The 21014-nt window shown below is 63.9% G+C and carries 15 protein-coding genes and 1 pseudogene; 11 read left to right on the top strand and 5 right to left on the bottom strand.

From position 1 onward, the window contains the following. Positions 1-121 precede the first annotated feature (121 nt). On the bottom strand, positions 122-1612 hold the full coding sequence (locus ACFWAY_RS26955) for an NAD(P)-binding protein (protein ID WP_378512827.1): 1491 nt from the start codon (positions 1610-1612) through the stop codon (positions 122-124). Between the two features lie 216 nt (positions 1613-1828). On the opposite strand from ACFWAY_RS26955, the pseudogene ACFWAY_RS26950 reads away from it, so the two are divergent. After that, positions 1829-2360, top strand: a pseudogene (locus ACFWAY_RS26950) (transposase). Between the two features lie 186 nt (positions 2361-2546). Here the strand turns inward: ACFWAY_RS26950 and ACFWAY_RS26945 are convergent. The 3 genes from ACFWAY_RS26945 to ACFWAY_RS26935 are packed head-to-tail and all read right to left on the bottom strand — an operon-like array spanning position 2547 to position 5327. Beyond that, positions 2547-3431, bottom strand: coding sequence for a crotonase/enoyl-CoA hydratase family protein (locus ACFWAY_RS26945; protein ID WP_378512826.1), 885 nt, complete (start codon positions 3429-3431; stop codon positions 2547-2549). 19 nt (positions 3432-3450) lie between these two features. Then, entirely contained in the window at positions 3451-4425 is a 975-nt protein-coding gene (locus ACFWAY_RS26940) for an NAD(P)H-dependent flavin oxidoreductase (protein WP_378512825.1), read from the bottom strand. Between the two features lie 2 nt (positions 4426-4427). Beyond that, positions 4428-5327, bottom strand: a complete 900-nt coding sequence (locus tag ACFWAY_RS26935) for an SMP-30/gluconolactonase/LRE family protein (RefSeq protein ID WP_276142461.1) — start codon at positions 5325-5327, stop codon at positions 4428-4430. Between the two features lie 234 nt (positions 5328-5561). On the opposite strand from ACFWAY_RS26935, the gene ACFWAY_RS26930 reads away from it, so the two are divergent. The 4 genes from ACFWAY_RS26930 to ACFWAY_RS26915 all read left to right on the top strand — a co-directional run bounded on the left by ACFWAY_RS26930 (position 5562) and on the right by ACFWAY_RS26915 (position 12105). Continuing rightward, complete coding sequence (locus ACFWAY_RS26930; protein WP_378512824.1) at positions 5562-7142, top strand: long-chain fatty acid--CoA ligase; 1581 nt, start codon at positions 5562-5564, stop codon at positions 7140-7142. Positions 7143-7226: 84 nt separating this feature from the next. After that, complete coding sequence (locus ACFWAY_RS26925) at positions 7227-9011, top strand: sigma-54-dependent Fis family transcriptional regulator (RefSeq protein ID WP_378512823.1); 1785 nt, start codon at positions 7227-7229, stop codon at positions 9009-9011. Positions 9012-9161: 150 nt separating this feature from the next. Then, positions 9162-10307, top strand: coding sequence for an acyl-CoA dehydrogenase family protein (locus tag ACFWAY_RS26920; RefSeq protein ID WP_378512822.1), 1146 nt, complete (start codon positions 9162-9164; stop codon positions 10305-10307). Positions 10308-10458: 151 nt separating this feature from the next. Then, positions 10459-12105 carry a flavin-containing monooxygenase gene (locus ACFWAY_RS26915; protein WP_378512821.1) on the top strand — a complete coding sequence of 549 codons (1647 nt, stop codon included), beginning with the start codon at positions 10459-10461 and terminating at the stop codon, positions 12103-12105. A 40-nt stretch (positions 12106-12145) separates the two neighbouring features. Here the strand turns inward: ACFWAY_RS26915 and ACFWAY_RS26910 are convergent, their stop codons facing one another. After that, complete coding sequence (locus tag ACFWAY_RS26910) at positions 12146-12322, bottom strand: hypothetical protein (RefSeq protein ID WP_378512820.1); 177 nt, start codon at positions 12320-12322, stop codon at positions 12146-12148. 623 nt (positions 12323-12945) lie between these two features. Here ACFWAY_RS26910 and ACFWAY_RS26905 point away from each other — a divergent pair. The 6 genes from ACFWAY_RS26905 (at position 12946) to ACFWAY_RS26880 (ending at position 20847) form a co-directional block, all read left to right on the top strand. Then, entirely contained in the window at positions 12946-13452 is a 507-nt protein-coding gene (locus ACFWAY_RS26905) for a winged helix-turn-helix domain-containing protein (RefSeq protein WP_378512819.1), read from the top strand. Positions 13453-13952: 500 nt separating this feature from the next. Continuing rightward, positions 13953-14666 carry an HNH endonuclease family protein gene (locus ACFWAY_RS26900; protein ID WP_378512818.1) on the top strand — a complete coding sequence of 238 codons (714 nt, stop codon included), beginning with the start codon at positions 13953-13955 and terminating at the stop codon, positions 14664-14666. 186 nt (positions 14667-14852) lie between these two features. Further along, a complete protein-coding gene (locus ACFWAY_RS26895) occupies positions 14853-15137 on the top strand; it encodes a YciI family protein (RefSeq protein WP_269614710.1) in 285 nt (94 codons plus the stop codon). A gap of 1595 nt (positions 15138-16732) precedes the next feature. Beyond that, a complete protein-coding gene (locus ACFWAY_RS26890) occupies positions 16733-18205 on the top strand; it encodes an aldehyde dehydrogenase family protein (protein WP_378512817.1) in 1473 nt (490 codons plus the stop codon). 74 nt (positions 18206-18279) lie between these two features. Beyond that, positions 18280-19896: a flavin-containing monooxygenase gene (locus ACFWAY_RS26885; protein ID WP_378512816.1), complete on the top strand. Its 1617-nt coding sequence runs from the start codon at positions 18280-18282 to the stop codon at positions 19894-19896. A 45-nt stretch (positions 19897-19941) separates the two neighbouring features. Continuing rightward, positions 19942-20847 (top strand): alpha/beta hydrolase, encoded by a 906-nt coding sequence (locus ACFWAY_RS26880; RefSeq protein WP_378512815.1) that lies wholly within the window; start codon positions 19942-19944, stop codon positions 20845-20847. The last annotated feature ends 167 nt before the right edge of the window (positions 20848-21014 follow it).

Below are 21014 nucleotides of genomic sequence, written 5' to 3'. Positions count from 1 at the left end.
CGCCACGAGTTCCACGGCGAGTGGAACTACACACTCCACCCCGCACCGGACGACACGCCCGAACCGAGCTAGATTAATTTATCACAAGCCCTTACTGCTGTGAGAACGAAGCGAGCAGAGGCTAGCAGCCTGCTTTTGTCAGCGGACCACACCGTATATTGAAGCGTTCGCGCAAGGTGTCGAGGGTGTGGCGGTGGTGTTCGCGTTCGCGGCGGTGGGTGAGCATGAACCGTGCAGTGCTGACCATGCGGCGTGGCAGGGGATACCAACGATCCAGGTCGAGTCCGCAATCGAGGAATACCTTGGTCGGGACGCTGTCGGCGATGAGGCTGAGGTTGTGCTCGACGAGTGACAACATCGCGTATGGAAGAACCGTTTTCGATTTCTTCCGCAGTTCCTGGAGATCGAGCTCGTACAACGGGACGTTCCTGATCTTGTCCAGGAACAGCAGGTGCGGAAGGAAGTAGCCCGTAAGCGATGTCAGGTGCATTGTGGCGGACCGGGGTTGGATGGAGAGCACGGCACCCTTGTCCGAGGCATAGGGTTCGTAGGGGTGGTCGTTGTGCAGGACGTATCCCGTGCAGTTGACGATCCAGCTGCCCGGTCGGACGGCCTTGGTGGACCCGCTGCGGAGTACCAAATCGGTTACGCCGTCGCGGTCGACGACATCGACGAGGTGATCCATGATTATGTCGTTCAGGCCGGCAGCGATCGTCGTGTTCTCCGCTTCGGACAGGTTGCCGAACAGGTAGTTGCCGGTGGTGGGGGTCAACCACGTGCCGTAGCCGGCGCGGAACCAGTCCCCGACGTCGGTCTCGTTGGTCCCGTCGAAACGCCGGGTCGCTTCCTGCGCGAGACCGCTCACGGGCGTTCCGCCCCACCATCGCCGGGCTCCGGCGGGGAAAAGACGATCGCGGGAGTTGAAGTACGTGCCGGAACCCGCCACCAGATTAACTTCACGGCCGGGGTATTCGGTGACGAGCGTGTGCGCGGTGTCCATGGCGGTCTTACCGCCGCCGATGATCCACACGGGGGCGTCGCTGGCTCGCATGTCGTCGCCGCGCATGTCGCAGAGGTCGGGGGACACCGATCGGACACGCGTGCTCGAGATCTCCAGCGGGTCGTTTGCCACGATGCGTAGGCCGTAAGCCTTGATCAGTTGTTTCGCGTGCACGACCAGACGCCGGCCGTCGGAAGACTTGCAGGTGATCCGCACCATCGCGTCGGATTCGTCGTCGGATTCGAGCGCCCAGCCGAAGCGCTCCTCGACCCGCACCCGCTGTTTGATGATGTCGAGGCAGTGGTCGAAGTGACCGAGAACCTCATCCTTTGTCGCCAGGTAGGACCGATCCTGCCCGAGCGTCCACTTGATGTTCCCGGCGGTGAACAGTCCGTGGGGTTGGTGCAGTCGCACGTAGGGATAGGTGTCGACCCACATGCCCCCTACTCGTTGCCGACGGTCGACCAGGATGACCTTCTGATCGCGTTCCAGGTATCGGCTGGCGACGAAGAGGGCGTTGAGTCCGGTGATACCGGCTCCGACGATGCAGACGTCGCAGCTTTCGACCGCGCCGTCCTCCTCGGTGGCAGCCGATGGTTGGGATGCGGGCACTGGCCGGCCTTTCTTCGCGGCCCGGCGACGACGGTGCCGGGGCAACTTATTGTCTGTCGGGTGCTGCAGGGTCGGATAGGGTAATCGGCTACTCGATTTCCACCCATTCTTGCTCATGGCGTAGACGGCGTCCGTGCTGCGAAAGACCGTGTCGATGTCGTCACCTTACTGAACGCGGCAAACTGGGAGCTGGGAGAATGTGGCGTGACCACCCCAATGCCGTCGTACAAAGGCCACCGCTACCCGGTCGAGATCATCAACCACTGCGTGTGGTTGTACTTGCGGTTCCCGCTCAGCTTTCGTGAGTCGAGGAGATGATGCTCGAACGCGGTGTCGTGGTCAGCTACGAGACGATCCGGCGGTGGTGCGCCAAGTTCGGACAGGCGGCCAAGCGGTTCTTCCGCAAGTTGCTCAAGGGCCTTCGATACGTGCCGCGGGTGATCATCACCGACAAGCTCGCCAGCTACCAGGCGGCGCACCGCGAGATGCTGGCCTCGGTGGAGCATCGCCGGTCGAAGCATTTGAACAATCGATCCGAAACTCGCATCAACCTACAAGGCAGCGGGAACATGCGATGAAGCGCTTCACATCGCCCGGGCACGCGCAACGATTCCTGTCCGCTTTCTCGGGCATTTCACCGCATTTCCGACCCCGTAGGCACAGACTCTCGGCGACCGAATGGCGTGCCGAGATGACCGACCGCTTCGCGGTCTGGCAGGAAGTCACCGCGATCGACTCCGCCGCCTGAGAGTGAACGGCCCGGCGGTGTCCCCGTAACATCCTGCTCCAAACCAACTGCGCCGCTTTACTCTTCTATTAACGTGACAGTGCCTTCGCCGTGGCAACAGAGGACATCCGATGTTGCGATGCCCGCGTGCATCCATAACGTTACGACCGCATCATCCACACCGTCCGGCTGGCCAGTGTGGGGTGTTCATGGGACTGGGGTATCGACCCACTCCCGGTAGAACGGCGGCATCTCGGATGCCTTTCCGCGGAAGCTGGGTGGGCGCTTGTCGAGGAAGGCGCGCACGCCGTCGGCTCCGTCGGCGATGCTGGTGTAGAACATGGCCAGGGAATCGACGCGATGAGCTTCTACAGGGTGCGGCGCTGCGGAATTGCGCAGGAGCATCTGGCGCATGAGTGCGACCGATACCGGGGACCGGTCGCGTGTCCATGCGTCCGCCAGGGCCCGTGCTTCACCGAGCAATGTATCGGGCTCGTGGATGGCCTGTGCCAGCCCGGCGTCGTGGGCGGAGTCGGCATCGAGGATCTCTGCCCGGTACACCAGATCCAGTGCTGCGGGCAGGCCGATGAGCCGGGGCAGGAACCAGGTCGAGCACGCTTCCGGCACGATCCCGAGCTTGCCGAACACCAGCCCGAACCGCGCCCTGTTCGACAACAGACGCGCGTCCATCGCCAACGTCATGGTCGCGCCGATCCCGACGGCCGCGCCGTTGATCGCGGCGATCACCGGTTTCCGGCAGGCGTGGATCGCAAGGGTGACACGGCCACCGGTATCGCGGATCCGGCGCAGCCCCGGATCGTCGAGATCGTGCATGTCGGCGAGGGACGGCGTCTTCGATTCGTCGAGGCCGAACACGTTTCCTTCGCTCGACAGGTCCATGCCGGCGCAGAACGCGCGTCCCTCACCGGTGACGATCACGGCCCGAACCGCATCGTCGTCGTTCACCGACACGAAGGTGTGCTCGAGTTCGTCGGCCATCTCGACGGTGAACGCGTTGAGATTGTCGGGACGATCGAGGACGACGGTGAGGATACCGTCCTCGATCTCGTGGCGGATGGTCGTGTATTTCATGGCTGCTCCTGCCTGCATGTCAGGTGAGGTCGGCGGCGATCTTGCGGATGGCGGTTTCCGCATCGCTCACGATGTCCGAGATGATGGTCTTGCAGGGCAGGACGGCGTCGATGAGGCCCTGGGACTGGCCCGCCCACCACATTCCGGCGTCCATGTCGCCCTTCTGCAGTACCTCGGTGCGGCCGCGTGCCCCGGATGCGAGGTGTGCGACATCGGCGAATTCTGCGCCTGGCCGGGCCGAGAGGGCTGCGATCTCCTCGGAGATCGCGTTCCGGGCCACACGAGCGGTGTTGCGGAACTCCCGGAACACCAGGATGGTCTGGCGTTCGTCGTTGGCGACGATCTGGGCCTTGACGTTCGGATGCACCGGGGCTTCGTCGCTCGCGACGAATCGGGTGCCCATGTTGATCGCGGATGCCCCGAGGGCGAGTGCTGCTGCCAGCCCGTCTCCGGTGGCGAATCCGCCGCTGGCGATGATCGGGATGTCGAGTACGCGGGCCGCGGCGGGGATGAGGATGAGGCCGGGGATGTCCTCGTTGCCGGGGTGGCCGGCGCACTCGAACCCGTCGATGCTCACCGCGTCGACGCCGATCGACTGCGCTTTCACGGCGTGTCGGACGGCTACGGCCTTGTGGATGACCTTGATCCCCGCGGCCTTGAACGCGGAGACATGCTCGCGGGGATTGCTGCCGGCGGTCTCCACGATGGTGATGCCGCTGTCGATGATCGCGGCACGGTATTCGTCGTACGGGACGGGAGTGACCGTCGGGAGAATGGTGAGGTTGACGCCGAACGGTTTGTCGGTCCTCTCCCGACATCGGGCGATCTCGGCTGCGAGCGCGTCGGGGGTGGGCTGAGTGAGCGCGGTGAGAAAGCCCAGCCCGCCGGCCTCGGCGACGGCGGAGATCAGCTCCGCGGTGCCCACGCCGGTCATGCCGCCGCACACCACCGGATGCTCGACACCGAAAATCTCGGTGAAACGTGTATTCAGCATCGTCACGGCCTCCCGGCATGAGGAACGTCGACCGTCGTCGAGAGAACCTTGGCCTCCCGTGCGGCGCTGCGCTTCGCCTCGTCGAAATCCGGTGCGACCGACAGGAACAGGGTGCGCCCGTCGTCTCCGCCGAGGGCGACCGCGAACACGCCGAGCGGTGCGGTGCTCACCTCGTCGAGGACGGCCCCGCCCTCACCCAATCGGACGGCACGTTGGTTGACGCAGTCGGCGATCCACACCGCGCCTTCGGCGTCGAGGGCCTGACCGTCGGGGGCGATCGTGCATGCCGCGAGCCGCTTCTCCACGTTCGGTTCGTCACCGAGGTCCCCGAACGAGGCGAAATCCCCTCGGGCGCCCAGTGTTCCGTCGCTCGCAATGCCGAATTGGGAGACTCGGTTGCCGAACAGTTCGTTGACGTACAGGGTCTTTCCGTCCGGGGAGATGCACATGCCGTTCGGGAAGGACAGCCCGTCGGCGACCACGCGGGAGGCGCCGTCGGTGTCGACGAGGACGACGACGCCGTGCTCGTGGTCGGCGCCGCCCATGAGGTCGAACCCGAATTCGCCGACGTATGCCTGCCCGTTCGCGGCGACCACCATGTCGTTGGCGTATCCGCGGCAGTGCTCGGAGATGTCGGCGTGCTCGACGAGCGAGCCGTCGGGTTCTCTGCGGAGGATCTTGCGGTCCTTCATCGAGACGACGAGCATGCGTCCGTCGGGAAGCCAGCCGAGACCGGAGGGCTGGTGCTCGACAGTGCAGACCTGTTCGACGGACCCGTCGGCATCCACGACGTTGACCGAGTGGGTGTAGAAGTCCACGAACCACAGCCGGCCCTCATGCCAGCGGGGTCCCTCGGTGTAGGTGAAGCCCGCCGCGATCTCGGTGAGCTGACGATCGGACATGTCGGTACCTCTTTCCTGGGTTCTCGTGCCCTCCGCAGAAGGTCGATCGACCCGTACGGGTGGTGTGAGCCCAGTGTCGCGACGTGCGCTGTGGTGCGGGTGTCCCACAACGCAACAGTGCGTTGCAGAGCGGCGTGTGGATCGGGGTGCTGTCGCGAATTCGGACGGTCTGCGAGCCGGTTCGGCATGGACGCTGGTCGCACGCTCACCCACCGGATCCGGAGGAATACCGCCATGCTCACCACGATGATGGATCGTCCACTGCTGATCAGCTCGTTGCTGTGGCACGCCGAGAACGTCTTCGCCGACCGGGTCGGGGTTTCATGCGACGCCGGCCGCGGCGACCGGGAGTTCACCTACCGCGATCTCGGCGCGGCCAGCCGCCGGTTCGCCGGTGCCTTCGACGACCTGGGAATCCGGTTCGGAACGAGAGTTGCCACGCTGGCGTGGAACACCTTCGAACACCTCGTTGCCTACTATGCCGTTCCGGCGTCCGGGGCGATCCTGCACACCGTCAACCACCGGGTGTCGCCCGACCACATCGCCTACACGATGGACAAGGCCGAGGACGAGGTGGTTCTGATCGACGCCGACCTGCTGCCCGTGCTCACCGAAGTCCTCCCGCGCCTGCCGCGCATCCGGCACGTGGTCGTCTTCGGCACTCTCGACGGCCTCGATCGCGCAGTGTCTGCGACGGTGACGTGGTGGTCGTTCGATCGGCTCCTGCACGATGCCGTACCGATCAAGGAGTTTCCGGAGTTCGACGAGACCACCGCGGCGTCGATCTGCTTCACCTCCGGTACCACCGGGTTGCCCAAGGGGGTGGTGTACAGCCACCGCAGCACCGTGCTGCATGCCCTGGCGATCAGTGCGTCCGGTGGTGTCGCGATCGACGGGTCACGCTCGTATCTGCTGGCCACGCAGATGTCCCACGTCCACAGCTGGGGTGTTCCACACGCGGGGGTCCTGCAGGGCGCCCGCCTCGTCCTTCCCGGGCCGCACCCCTCGCCGGCCGAGCTGCTGCGGATCACGACGGAGCAGACCCCGGACGTGGTCGTCGGCGCACCGGCCGTTGCCGCGCTCATGCGCGAGCGGTTCGACGCCGATCCCGCCCGCTACGACCTCGGGAGCGTGCACACCCTGTGGCTGGGCGGTCAGGTACCGCCGTCGGGGCTGGTGAACTGGTGGGCCGCGCACGGAGTCTCGACCGTCAACGGGTGGGGTATGACCGAGACCTCGCCGATGGGGACCTTCAGTCACGTCCCGGCGAGCCAGGGGCAGCCCCTGCCGCTGTTCCAGGTGCGCATCGTCGACGAGGAGGGGCGAAGTCTACCGTGGAACGGGTTCACCACCGGTGAGCTCGAAGCTCGCTCACCGTGGGTGACCGGCACGTACCTCGACGACGACCGTACCGGCGACGCGTTCGACGACGGTTGGTTGCGGACCGGCGACGTCGCGGTGATCCACCCCGACGGTCAGGTCGAGATCCGCGATCGGGTCAAGGACCTCATCAAGAGCGGCGGGGAGTGGATCTCCTCCGTCGAGTTGGAGAACACGCTGCTGCTGCACCCGGCCGTGCTCGAGGCCGCTGTCATCGCGGTGCCGCACGAGACGTGGCAGGAACGCCCCGTCGCGTGGGTCCGGCTGACCGACGACGTCTCCGACGACGGACTGCGGGCGCATCTGGCGGCGACCCTGCCGAAATTCTGGCTTCCGGACACGTTCGTGCGGGTGGACGAGGTCCCCAAGACGTCGGTGGGCAAGCTCGACAAGACGCGGATGCGGCAGCGGTGGCGCGCGGGCGTCGCGGTGTAGCGTTCTGGGACACTCACAGCCGATGTGACCTCGGTTACATAATGGGTGTACTGGCTGCGAGATGTTCCGAGGTGGTGATGTGTGGTGAGCGACTGGATCCGCGCGCGGGTGGATGATCGTGACATCGACGCGCACGAGGGTGCTCCATTGGGGTTGCGGCCGGAGATCGAGCAGTCGTGGCGCCGGTGCCGTGCGATCGGGGCGGCGGCGGATGGCTCGCGGTTGCGGTTCGTCGACGACACTCGCACCGACTCGAAGCTCGTCCGTGCTGCCCGCCCCGTGGTGGATCGGTTGGCCGAGCAGCTCGCGGATGTGCCGGTGACGATTCTGTTGGCCGATCAGGACGCCATCATCGTCGACCGGCGCACGGGGGTGAGGTCCCTGCTCGGGCGTCTCGACCGCGCCCAGGTCGCGCCGGGTTTCATGTTCTCCGAACAGTACGCGGGTACCAACGGCATCGGCACCGCGCTCGAGGAACGCAAAGCCTTCCGGGTGCGCGGCGGCGAGCACATGCTCGAGTCCCTGCAGTCGCTGGCGTGCGTCGGCTCGCCGATCGTCGACCCGGTCTCACGCACGGTGACGGGCATCCTCGACATCACGTGCAACATCGACCAGGTCAGCGACCTGATGGCCCCGCTGATCCTCTCCGCTGTCCGGGACGTCGAAGAGCGGCTCTTCGCTCAGTCCGCGAGAAGCGAGCAGGTTCTGCTGCGCGAATACATGCGCAGCAAGCGCCGCGGCAACGCCGCGGTGGTGGCGATGAGCCGCGACACGGTGATCGCGACGCCGACGGCGTCGCGGCTGATGGACTCGACCGACCAGATGATGATCTGGGACTGGATCAGCAGCCACCTGGGCACCAGGCAGGAATGGGAGGGCCCACTGCGCTTCGCTGACGGCATCGACGTGCGGGTTCATGCCCGTCGGGTCAGCGAATCGGGAGATTCGCTCAGTGCGATCCTCGAACTGCGTCCGATGGCTTCCTCCGCGCGCTCCCGACCTCGGACGGCCGTAGCTCCCGCGTCGCATCGGGGTCCTTCCGTCGAGCCCGTGGGGCGGATCGTCGGCCGTAGTCTGGCCACGTACCGGCTGCAAAGCCGCATCGACGAGATCGCGGGCACGGTGGGTCCGGTCCTGGTGACCGGCGAGTCCGGGGTCGGCAAGTCGCATGTCGCCCGGCACATCCAGCAGCGGTGGGGGCACGGTGGCGAGGTCCTCGTGATCGACGGTTCCACGTTGACTCCGACCGCTGTCGCGGACCTGCGCGCACGCCTGTCGAACAATGCCCCGTGGATCGTCGAGCACGTGGACGAGGTACCGGGCGACGCGGTCGCTCCCACGCGCCGGCTGTTGGACGCCGCCGCCGAGATGGCCGCGCCGCTGGTCGCGACTGCGACCGCGACCGCACCGGCCGGTGGCCACCAGCTCCACACCCACGTGCGCCGGAGCGTGTCCGTGCTGCCATTGCGGCAGCGGATCGAGGACCTCGACGACCTCGCGCGGGAGCTCCTCACCGCCCAGCTCCCAGAGCGTCCCACGCCGCAACTGCAGCCGGCCGCGCATCGAGCGCTGATCGCCCACCACTGGCCGGGCAACGTCCGCGAGCTCGATGCGGTGCTGTCGACGGCTGTCTCGAGGTCGATGGGGTTCGACATCAGACTCGAGCACCTCCCTGACGACTATCGCGCACTCGGGTCGGGTCGACAGCTCACCTCCCTCGAACGCAGCGAGCGGGAAACGATCGTGCGTGCCCTCGACGAAGCCGACGGCAACAAGTCCCTCGCCGCGGATCGGCTCGGGGTCGCCCGGTCGACGCTGTACCGCAAGATCCGCGCGCTCGGCCTGGAGAACGAACGTTTCGGATCCTGACCTCCCGAAAGCCCCTGTCGCATATCGGGACATCCCCGTCCGGTTCGGAGCGGACACGATGGGCGCAGGACGGGCGACCCTCGGTTACCCGGCTCCTCGCGCCACCCCATCAGGCGGTGACGTCGGACCGACCCGAAGGGATGATCAACGATGAAACGCACGGTCTACGGCGACGACCACGAGGCCTACCGGGACTCCGTCCGTCAGTTCCTGGTGCGGTATTTCGAACCGCGCGCCGAGGACGTCCGGGCCGATAAAGCGCTGCCCCGGGACTTCTGGCTCGAGGCCGGCAAACACGATCTGCTCGGTCTCGAAGTCCCGGCCGAGTACACAGGTGGCGCCGCGGGCGACTACCGCTTCAACGCGGTGCTCATCGAGGAGTTGGCCAAGGTCAACGCAGCTCTGGCGTCGAGTGTCAGTATCCACTGTGACGTCGTGGCGCCATATCTGGTGCAGCTGACCACCGACGAGCAGAAGGCTCGGTGGCTGCCGGGAGTGTGCTCGGGTGAGGTGCTCACTGCAATCGGCATGACCGAGCCCGGCGGAGGTTCGGACCTGGCTGCGCTCAAGACCACTGCAGTTCGCGACGGCGACGGCTGGTTGCTCTCGGGTGCGAAGACGTTCATCACCAATGGGTATTCGGCGGATCTGGTGGTGATCGCGGCGCGGACCTCGCCGGAGAGGAAGGCCAAGGGCATCACTCTCTTCGGCGTCGAGACGTCCCTGCCCGGATTCGAGCGTGGCCGTAAACTCGACAAGGTCGGCCAGGACGAAGCGGACACCGCAGAATTGTTCCTCGACAACGTGCGGGTCACCGACGCCCACGTGATCGGTGAGCTCGATCGCGGGTTCATTCACATGATGTCGTTCCTACCCCAGGAACGATTGGGATGTGCCGTCTCCAACCTCGCACATGCTGCGCAGATCCTCGTCGAGACCGTCGACTACTGCCGGGAGAGAAAGGCGTTCGGCCAATCGATTGGAACCTTCCAGCACAACAAGTTCCTGATCGCTGACCTGGTGACGCAGATCGAGGTCACGCAGGCGTATGTCGATCGGTGCGTCGCGGCGCACGTGGCCGGTGAGCTCACCTCCGTCGATGCGGCGAAGGCGAAGTGGTGGACCGCCGACGTGCAGAACCGGGTGATCGACCACTGCGTGCAGCTGCACGGTGGCTACGGCTACATGAACGAGTACCGGGTGGCGCGGGCGTGGCGGGATGCGCGCGTCTCGAGGATCTGGGCCGGTTCGAACGAGATCATGAAAGAACTGATCGGCCGCGATCTCGGATTCTGAACCCGGATAACGTTCTGGCACTGAATATGTGGATGCAACCTGGCGTGTGTCGGTGATTCGATTTCGGACACTTCACATCACACGATCGCTTCTAACGTCTTACGTGTCCGGGCGGGAATACACGTCCCGGGAAATCTCGAGGAGGAACGACATGACGGCATCCCAGGCCGACACGGCCACCCGCACCGGAAAACACTCGAACAACGACGTGCTCGACGTCCTGATCATCGGTGGAGGCTTCTCCGGCCTGTATGCGCTGGACCGGATTCGCGACCTCGGCTTCACCGCCAAGGTCTGGGACGCCGCTGGCGGACTCGGCGGAATCTGGTGGTGGAACTGCTATCCCGGCGCACGCACCGACAGCACCGGGCAGATCTACCAGTTCTCGCACAAAGACCTGTGGAAGAAATACGACTTCGCTGAACTGTATCCAGGGCACGACGGAGTCCGAAATTACTTCGAATATGTCGACTCACAACTGGATCTCACCCGCGACGTCGTGTTCGACACCTTCGCCGAGTCCTGCACATGGGACGAGGAGACCCGGCAGTGGACCGCGCGGTCCGCGGACGGCAAGGTGCAGAAGGCGCGTCAGGTGATCGTCGCGACCGGATTCGGTGCCAAGCCGCTGTATCCGAACCTCGAGGGGCTCGACTCGTTCGCCGGCGACTGCTACCACACCGCTCGCTGGCCGCAGGAGGGCGTCGACATGACGGGCCGCAAGGTCGTCGTCATGGGCACCGGGTCCAGTGGCGTGCAGGTCGTCCAGGAAGCCGGTCACGTCGCCGAACACGTCACGGTGTTCCAACGCACCCCGAACCTGGCGATTCCTATGCAACAACGCGCACTCACGCACGACGACAACGAACAGTTCCGGAAGGGACTGCCCGAGCGGTTCGAGGCACGTTACAAGGCCTTTGCCGGATTCGACTTCGACTTTCTGCCGCAGAACGCCGCCGACCTGAGCAGGGAGGAACGCGACGCGATCTACGAGAAGATGTGGGCGGAGGGTGGTTTCGAGATGTGGCTCGGAAACTTCCAGGACATCCTCGTCGACGAGGACGCCAACCGCACGTTCTACGACTTCTGGCGCAACAAGGTCCTCGAGCGGGTCACCGATCCGAAGAAGGCCGCGATCGTGGCGCCCGAGACACCGCCGCACCCCTACGGCGTCAAGCGCCCCTCCCTCGAGCAGGACTACTTCGACGTCATCAACCAGAGCAACGTCGAGGTCATCGACTCCAACCTCACCCCGATCCGCCGGGTGCTGCCCCACGGGATCGAGACCGACGACGGCGTCATCGAATGCGATTTGCTCGTACTGGCCACGGGCTTCGACAACAACAGCGGCGGCATCATGGCCATCGACATCACCGGCGTCGACGGATTGAGTATCCAGGACAAGTGGAGGTCCGGCGTCGACACCTGCATGGGCCTGTCCACCCGCGGGTTCCCGAACATGATGTTCCTCTACGGCCCCCAGAGTCCATCCGGCTTCTGCAACGGCCCGACCTCCGCCGAGTACCAAGGTGAGATCGTCGTCGAGTTCCTCCAGCACCTGCGCGACAACGGCATCACACGATTCGAGAACACCGAAGAATCGGAGAAGCAGTGGCGTGCACACGTCGACGAACTGTTCGTCAACTCGATGTTCACGAAAGCCCGCTCGTGGTACTGGGGCGCGAATGTGCCCGGTAAGCCTGCGCAGATGCTCAACTACTCGGGCGGTGTTCCCCAGTACTTCGCGCGGTGGGACGAGATCAAGACCAACGGCTACGCCGCCTTCGAGACGAACTGACCGAAGTGTGGGCGCGTGGGTCACGGTGCATCTCCGTGGCTCACGCGGCGTCGTCCCGACAGTGCGTTGGGAGCGGCGGGTCGACGAGGATCGCCGCGGCCTCTGCCGGATGTAGGACCGATGCCGAACCGGTCCGCTCCGGAAGATTCTGGGGATTGTCCCCGAAGGCGACCACACGATAGTCGAGCTGCCGGCCGTCGCGGACGGACTCGACCACGAGTCGACGATAGAGGACCGCCCTTGTCCACGTCGAGTAGGTAATGCGCATCGGAGGCGAGGGAGGTTGTCCAGGGCTCGGAAATCCAGTCCTGTTCTTCACCTTCGGCGATGTCGAAGAACAGTTCGGCGATGTCGTGGAAGCGATCCAATTCCACTAGTTTGTCGGCAGGCCGGTTCGGGATGTAGCCGACGACATGCGGGACCCGGCGTGCCTTCCTAGCGCACTTCGAGAAGAGGAAGGTGTCCGTCGGGACCTGCGCGCGACCATTCGGCACGCCCTGCGTCCTGAACACCAAATCCAGCACAGCGCGCCAGGCTCGAAGAGATCCGCGACACCTCGGGCGATCTCAGGACAGACACCGCCCGCAGCTGAGGACTGCGAAACGACGCCGCTGGCATCATCGCCAGCCCTTCCGCAATCCGGTGTGGGATTTGCGGCCCCGGTGGGGGCGGACCACTCCACCTGCGCGGGCCTTGTAGCGCGAGTGCTTGTTCAAATTGGAGCCTTACCGCCGGAGGTGTTATTCGCAGTACATGCGAATAACCAACTTATTAAAGGTGGTTCGGTATTATGGCGTGCCGTTGAACGTGATTCGCACTGCGCTGCTAGATCATTGACGAATGGCAGAGACGAAGACCGGTTCCGGCGAGGTGCCCGACGCCCGGAAAGTCAAGCAGCACGGCGGTTCCCGTGACCCCGAGGTGCTGCGTGACCGGCGGATGCGGGCGGCGGAGATGTTCGCTGCGGGACGGCGGCAGATCGATGTCGCGGTCGAGTTGGAGGTGTCCCAGCAGGCTGCGTCCCGATGGTTTCGGCAGTGGACCGAAGGGGGGAGCGAAGCGTTGGAAGGTGCAGGTCGTGCGGGACGCCGGCCGCGTCTCGACAACGCCCAGATCGAGGTGATCCGAGAGGAGCTGCTCAAAGGACCCCAGGCTCACGACTTCGCGACCGGGGTGTGGACGCTGGGTCGGGTTGCGATCGTGATCGAGCGGCTCACCGGCGTGACCTACGGGCCCACCCAGACATGGACGATCCTGCGGACCAGGCTGGGCTGGAGCCGGCAACGTCCCGCACGGCGCGCGGTCGAACGCGACGAGGACGCCATCGTCGCCTGGCGCGAGAGATGAGTGGCCGCGGATAAAAAAATAGCGCGACGCCGAGGTGCATGGATCTGCTTCCAGGACGAAAGCGGCGTATCGGTGCTCCCGGTGGTCCGCGCAACCTGGGCGCCGAAAGGCGTGACACCGGTTCTGCATCACCGCTTCTCCTTTCAAACGCATGTCCATGGCCGGAGTCCTGGCCTATCGACCCGACCGCAGTGGCAGCGCGTTCGTGTTCTCCATCACCGACGGTGCTTACAACACCGACAAGCTCATCGAGTTCCTCACCGAGCTGCGCAACCACTTCGCCGGTGAGAAGCTCATCCTGATCTGGGACGGGCTCATGGCCCATCGATCCCGCGGCGATGACCGCGTGGCTGGCCACCCAGCGCGACTGGCTCCACGTCGAACGTCTCCCTGCCTATGCGCTGCTGTCGATCCGATGAAGGTGGGTGTGACGACGGGTGTCGGAGTCGCACGCAATACTTGTGTGCACATCAGTCACACAGGTAACAGGAGATCGACACATGCGCCATTGCCCCCGGACCGCACTTCTCGCTCTCGGTGCTGTCACCGTGCTCGGCCTGACCGGGTGCTCGGCCATCGCTGATGCCGATCCGGGGACCGGCTCGCTCGGAGGTGCACCGGCGGTCCCCGCCCCGGGCTTCGACCCGGCACCGGCGTTGACGAATCTCGAGACGCTCCCGGTCAAGGGCCGCGCCCCGAAGACCGGCTACACCCGGGAGCAGTTCGGCCCGTCGTGGTCCGACGACAACGGGGTCGAGGGCGGCCACAACGGCTGCGATACCCGCAACGACATCCTCCGACGCGACCTGGTGGAATTGACCTACAAATCCAGTACCCGAGACTGTGTCGTGGCGACCGGCACCCTGCACGACACCTACACCAACACGACCATCGCCTTCGTCCGCGGCCAGGACACCTCCACCGCGGTGCAAATCGATCACGTCGTCGCACTATCCGACGGATGGCAGAAGGGTGCCCAGCAACTCAGTCCGGAGCAACGCCGCGACCTGGCCAACGACCCGCGGAACCTGCAGGCGGTCGACGGGCCCACCAATTCGCAGAAGTCCGATTCCGACGCCGCATCCTGGTTGCCGCCGAACAAAAGTTACCGGTGCACCTACGTCTCACGGCAGATCGACGTGAAAGCCCTCTACCGCCTGTGGGTGACCCAAGCGGAGAAGGACGCGATGAGCCAGGTACTGCACTCCTGCTGAGAGTTCCCCTGGGCCGGAGCGAAGACTGACATCCGATTCCGTTTCGTACACCATCTTCATGGAGCAACCAGTGTTGCGAAATAGGACACGAGTCACCTCATACGTTCTTCTAGCGTTCTCAGGTGCGGACTCCAATGTGAATATTCGGAGCCGTTTGGTGTCCCATTCCCCGCTTGAGGAGTAACGATGGCCTTGTTTGCTGTTATCTGGTCGTATACCACCGATGCCTCGATCAAAGAGGCTGCGCATGCCGAACACCTGACCTTCGTCAAGGATGCCGCTGCCCGAGGCGTGCTGCAGGAGGCCGGCGCCTGGGCCGACGGCGCCGGAGCCCTACTTGTATTCCAAGCGGTCAGCGAAGACTCCTTGCGTTCTCTGCTTGCGGAGGATCCTTACGTCAAGCAGGGTGTGGTCGTAGAGCAGCATATTTACCAATGGAATCCAGTCATAGGCCCTCTCGTCGGCGTCTAAACTAACGACAATGCGGCACGCCCAGTCCCTGGTGGATCGTGGTTGAAGTACTTTCAGGGTTTGCCTTGGTCAGTACTTGCTCGGCGGTCTTGGTCCGGACGAACGGCGCGCGGCGGGTGTTCCAACCGTTGATGAAGGCGCGGACTTGGTGGTCAGCTCCTTGACGGAGCCGCAGGTCCGAGGTGGATGGCCTGCCGTTCGATTATTCCGACCACATCTCCACCAGGTTCATTCATGATGCCGAGGTGGGCGCGAAATGCACCTGATATGAAGATTTTCGGCCAGCCACACCAGATTTCGGCCTTCTTGTGGGTGGCGTAGTTGTCCCTCACCCGATACAGCTCCCGCTCCGGGCAGGCGCGGGCGAGGTGTTTGAGGAAGAGAAGGAACTCCTGACGGCGATGTCGCGGTTTGCGCAGCCCGGTGACCCTGCCGGTGGCGATGTCCAGGGCGGCGACCCCCCAACGGCTACGTCCAGCGAGGTACCCCCCAGGGTGGAGGTGCCGTGTCGGGCGTAGTCTTGGGTGCGCTGCTCGGGCGAGCCGATCCGCATCGACAGCATTGGCGCGGTCCGGCCCAGGGCCCGAATCTGCGACTTCTTCGTACACGCACAGCACGATTGCGTTGTCGGTGGATGCCAGTACAGGCCGACGATGTCGAGCACCCAGTTCCGGATCGGTGGAAAACCTTGAACAGTGAGTTCAAGCCAGTAAAGTTCCGTCTTTCCCCACGAAGGGGATTCTCACTGTCACAGCCTTGTTCGCAGCGCATCTGTGCGGCGCGAAAGATGTGATTCTACCAACGCTCTCGGACTTGTGCTGTAGTACCAGCCACAGTCACAGCTGCCAACCCCGTACCCTTCTCGCTCAACAAATGACGACTCAGCGATTGCTTGAGTTAGTCCTAGTGTTGGACAGGGATATTCGGTGCCCGCTTGCTATCGACTCCAGGATCGGGCGGCGAGATCGACCATCTGTGCCGCTACCTCCTCGATCCCGCCAGGTTTGTCGCACCTTCCCCCTCGACGCAAGCGCAGATTGCTTATATACGTAAATTTATCTCCTATTGTGTTTTCTGAGTTTGGGTGTCATGCTTGCCCTGCAAGGTGTTCCAGGTCACTTGGGGCAGTCATTGCTGAATCGGGTTGTCAGGTGGCCGGGGCGTTGGACGGCCCACTAGCTATCGCCCTCGCATCGATTCGATAACTCTTTGCGCCGCAGTAGATTTGCGAACGGAGAGCGGGTGTCGACGAGGCCGAGGCGCTGGACGGACGACGCCAGTCCGGGTGTCGGCCGAAGGCGCCAGGCAGCAGCGAGTCTGATGCCTGGGAGGCTTCAAAGAGTGCTGATTGCACGTTTTTGGGACAGGAGAGTGATCTGTTCCAGCTGCTTCGCCTGCGGTCGCTCTCCTGCACTGAGCGCGGAAAGTCCGACATCGGCCCGCCCGCGGTGGAAGTACGGACCACAGAACAGCCGAGAAGATTTTCGTACCGGCACACCTGCCGCGTTGCGCGGACCGGGGATTAGACAGTTCATCTCGGCGCCGAGCGGTGAACTTCCCACCATTTCGGCGCCTACACAGATCGGGGAACAAAGATGTCCATGAACTTGGACCACCCAACGTTGACGTCGTCGATCACTGACGGGAGCACGTTGTACATCGCAGGTCGATGGAGCACCGCCACCGACACTTTCAAGCGTGTAGATCCCTCCGATCTCCGCCGTGTGACGGGAATCTACGCTTCGGCGACAGCCGGCGATGTCGAGGCTGGGTATGCGGCCGCCGCCGGTGCTCAACCAGCGTGGTCCGAGACGACAGCGATTCAGCGGTCGGACTTCCTTCGTTCTGCCGCTGACCTTTTGGAAAGCCGCGTTCACGAAGCTGCGCAGACGATCACCGCGGACATGGGGAAGGCGATCCGCGACGCACGCGCCGAGGTCCTGCGAAGTGTCGCCATTCTCCGCTACTACGCCGGTGAGATCCTGCAGCCCAGTGGAGAGACGTACCCCAGTGCTGATTCGCACACGATGCTGATGACGGTAGAGCAGCCGCTCGGCGTCGTCTGTGCAATCACACCGTGGAACTTCCCCTTCGCGCTTCCGGCATGGAAGATCGCGGCGGCAATAGGTTTCGGGAACGCAGTTGTGTGGAAGCCCGCCGAACCGGCCTGCGGATCCGCGGTGTTCCTGACGCGGATCCTCGCAGAAGCCGGGTTGCCCGCGGGGGTCCTCAATCTGGTGACAGGCAGCGGTAGAAAACTTTCGGCGGCACTCACCGGGAACGCGCGACTCGCAGCCTTGACCTTCACGGGTTCGGGTGCGGTCGGGTCGCGACTCCGACAGGCCGTCGCCGATCGCAACGTCAAGGTCCAGCTCGAGCTGGGCGGCAAGAACCCATCCATTGTGCTGGCCGACGCCGATGTCGAGGATGCAGCGCTACAGATCGTGAAGAGCGCGATGCTTCACACCGGACAGCGCTGCACAGCGACGAGCCGGGTCTACGTCGACCGCACCGTCGCTTCCAGGCTGCGAGAACTGCTGGTGAAGCACGCTGACGCGCTCGTCGTCGGTGATCCGTACGACGACGCCACCGACATCGGCCCACTAGCCTCGGTGGAGCAACGTGACACGGTGGCCGGATACCTGCAACTCGCCCGCGACGAGAACGCCGAGTTCCTTACCGGCAGGGAGTTCGATTCCAGCACTTGCTATATCGCACCCACCATCCTGACCGGAGTGTCGGAGAAGAGCAGGCTCGTCCGGGAAGAGATCTTCGGACCAGTCGTGACCGTGCAGGAAGTCGACGGATTCGACGGTGCGCTGAAGGCCGCGAACGACACGGAGTACGGCCTGTCCTCTGGAGTGTTCACCAGAGACATCGCGACCGCGATGACCTTCATCCGGCACACACAATCGGGGTTGGTGCACGTCAATCGCGAGACGAGCAGTGTCGAGCCACATGTGCCGTTCGGCGGGCTCAAAGGCTCGAGCAGCATGAGCAGAGAACAGGGCAAGGCCGCACGTACTTTCTTCACAACCACCAAGACTGCGTATGTCCGCTGGACCTAGAAGCCACGCCGGACGGCCTTCGCGTAATCAAGACAAACCCCCCAAGTAACCCTTGGCATCAAGAGGAGACCAACATGAGCACTGCCGCACCAGCTGTGCCCGAAGTACTCGACGTTCTCGTTGTAGGAGCCGGATTCGCCGGGCTGTACCAGCTCGAACATCTGCGGAGTCGAGGGTACTCGGTGAAAGTAGTCGAGGCGGGTGAGGACCTGGGCGGAATCTGGCACTGGAACCGCTATCCGGGTGCCCGAGTGGACAGCGAAGGTCCCATCTACCAGTTCACGCGCCCCGACCTGTGGGATGACTTCGCGTTCTCCGAGCTCTACCCCGGAGGTGATGAACTGCGCCGCTACTTCAAGTACGTCGACGCGAAGCTCGATCTGAGCAAGGACATCTACTACAACACCCGGGTTGCTTCCGCGGAGTTCGACGATGCGGCGAACACCTGGACCGTGACCGCGGAGAGCGGAAGCATTTTCGTCTGCAAGTACTTCGTTTTGTGCACCGGATTCGCGGCAAAGCCGATCTTCCCGAAGCTCCCGGGAATGGACAGCTTCGCAGGGATCGACCACCACACCGGTCTGTGGCCGGAAGGCGGAATCGATTTCGCAGGAAAGCGAATCGCCATCATCGGTACCGGGGCCAGCGGTGTGCAGGTCGCTCAGGAGGCGTCGCAGGAAGCCGCACAGCTGACCATCTTCCAGCGCACCCCCGTTCAGGCGCTCCCGATGCGACAGCGCCAGCTCACCGACGAGGACAACACGAAGATCAAGTCCGATCTGGCGGACAGATTCCGTCGTCGTGCGGCGTCATTCTCCGGCTTCGACTTCGACTTCATCCCCAAGTCAGCCCTCGCGGTGAGCGACGAGGAGCGAACCACCACTTATGAGCGACTGTGGGAGTGTGGTTTCGAGTTCTGGCTCGGAACGTACCACGACGTCTTCGTCGACGATAACGCAAACGACACAGCCTACGAGTTCTGGCGTGACCGGACGCGTGCCCGGATCAAGGACCCGGTCATCGCCGAGAAGCTGGCGCCGATGAAGAAGGCGTACCCCTTCGGCGTGAAGCGCCCCTCGCTGGAGCAGACGTACTACGACATCTTCAACCAGGACAACGTGCGTCTGGTCGATCTGCACGAGGACCCGATCGAGACGATCACGCCCACCGGGCTGAAGACCACATCGGAAGAGCACGAGTTCGACATCATCGTCTATGCAACGGGCTTCGACGCCGTCACCGGTGGCCTGACCGCCATCGACATTCGCGGCACCGACGGTACATTGCTCCGGGACAAGTGGTCGAATGGTGTGCGGGCAAACCTCGGGGTCGCAACGGCAGGATTCCCCAACCTGCTGTTCCTCTACGGACCACTGAGTCCGTCGGGCTTCTGCAACGGGCCCAGCTGCGCCGAGATCCAAGGTGACCTCATCGTCAACACCATCGACTACATGCGGGACAACGGGTTGAACCGTATCGAGTCCGAGGCGGACGCGGATGCTGCCTGGTCCGATCACGTGGCCGAGCTGACGGCCGAGGCGCTCTATGACAAAGCCGACTCCTGGTACATGGGTGCCAACGTCCCGGGTAAGCCGCGGCAGTTGCTGAACTACCCCGGTGGTCTTCCCCTCTACCTGGCCAAGTGGGACGAGACCGTGTGTGCGGGATACAAGGGCTTCACGCTTTCCTGAGCAGTCAATTTTCCTCCCTCGAGTAGTGATGAAAGTGAGCAACACATGTCCGTGAGCAAAGAATCCCTGTTCCTCAACGACCTGTACGCTTCGTGGCTCACCCGGTCCGAAGGAATGGACCTCGCCAGTCAGCGAGATATGTTCGAAGAGTGGCATCTTCCGACCATCGAACCCATCGACGTCACCTATGAGGAAGTGACAGCCAACGGTGTGCCGGCAACATGGGCCAAGCCTTCGGGGGCCGCCGAGGACCGCGTGATCGTCTTCACCCACGGTGGCGGGTTCGTGACAGGTTCACGGTTTTCACACCGCAAGCTCGCAGCACACCTCGCCAAACTGGCGGGAGTTCACGCCCTGATCGTGGACTACCGGCTCGCGCCGGAGCACAAGCACCCGGCCCAACTCGAAGACTGCATGGCCGTCCACAAGTGGCTCCGCACGCAGGGTTACAAGGCGGAGTACACGGCGACAGTCGGCGACTCGGCGGGCGCCAATCTCGCGATCTCGACAGCGTTCGAACTCGCGAGCCTGGAACTACCCACTCCTGCTGCCGTCGTCACGCTTTCGCCTTGGCTCGATATGGAGATCAAGGGGTTGACGGTCGAATCGAACGACGCGGTCGACGTATTGGCCAAGAGGGCGGTTCTGGAAATGATGCGGGAGATGTTCCTCTCCGAACCCGCAGACGCAACGGACCCGCGCGCGAACCCACTGCTCAACGACTACACCGACTTCCCTCCGGTGTACGTATCGGTCGGAGGCTATGAGACGCTGCTGGACGACTCACGTCGGCTGGCCGAATTGATCGAGAAGGCGAGCGGCGAGGTCGTGCTCGACGTGGCCGATGAGCAACAGCATGTATTTCACTTCAACGCGGGACGGGCACCCGAAGCGGATCAAGCGTTGAGCCGGATTGCCCAGTGGCTGCGACCCAAGTTGGGCCTCGCCTGAACTCCGCCCGCGCCGCGTGCGTATGAACGCGAAGGCTCTCGGCGGCACGAGGTGAACGTGCTCGTCGGCGGCGGTCTACACGGATCTGGCCCGCCGCCGCCGAGTTCGTTCGCGTGCCGGTCGGGCACCAGTCGAACGACCGATCCGCAGTGAAGATAGGGGAGATA

Source organism: Rhodococcus sp. NPDC059968, assembly GCF_042738615.1.
Classification (GTDB): Bacteria; Actinomycetota; Actinomycetes; order Mycobacteriales; family Mycobacteriaceae; genus Rhodococcus_F.
Note: the sequence above shows the minus strand (reverse complement) of the source record. Positions and strands in the feature narration are given on the sequence as shown.